This is a genomic window from Burkholderia sp. AU30198, assembly GCF_020419825.1.
Classification (GTDB): domain Bacteria; phylum Pseudomonadota; class Gammaproteobacteria; order Burkholderiales; family Burkholderiaceae; genus Burkholderia.
In genome coordinates, this window is record NZ_JAIZSA010000058.1 from 1 (window position 1) to 585 (window position 585).

1 rRNA gene is annotated in these 585 nt (G+C 52.8%); it reads right to left on the minus strand.

Annotated features, from left to right (window positions below):
- Positions 1-457, minus strand: a 16S ribosomal RNA gene (locus LGN19_RS39470); the annotation flags it as partial.
- Between the last annotated feature and the right edge of the window lie 128 nt (positions 458-585).

A 585-nucleotide genomic window follows, 5' to 3' on the forward strand; every position in this document is an offset into this window, starting at 1 on the left:
GCCAAGGATTTCTTTCCGGACAAAAGTGCTTTACAACCCGAAGGCCTTCTTCACACACGCGGCATTGCTGGATCAGGCTTTCGCCCATTGTCCAAAATTCCCCACTGCTGCCTCCCGTAGGAGTCTGGGCCGTGTCTCAGTCCCAGTGTGGCTGGTCGTCCTCTCAGACCAGCTACTGATCGTCGCCTTGGTAGGCCTTTACCCCACCAACTAGCTAATCAGCCATCGGCCAACCCTATAGCGCGAGGCCCGAAGGTCCCCCGCTTTCATCCGTAGATCGTATGCGGTATTAATCCGGCTTTCGCCGGGCTATCCCCCACTACAGGACATGTTCCGATGTATTACTCACCCGTTCGCCACTCGCCACCAGGTGCAAGCACCCGTGCTGCCGTTCGACTTGCATGTGTAAGGCATGCCGCCAGCGTTCAATCTGAGCCAGGATCAAACTCTTCAGTTTAAACCTGTTACTGTTTTCGGTTCAGTTAAGAACCGGTCGCTCACTCAAAGCTGACAGGAATATGAATTGCTTCATAAACCTGACTTACTTTAGTGTGAGACTCTTGATACTTTCGCTATCTGATCCGA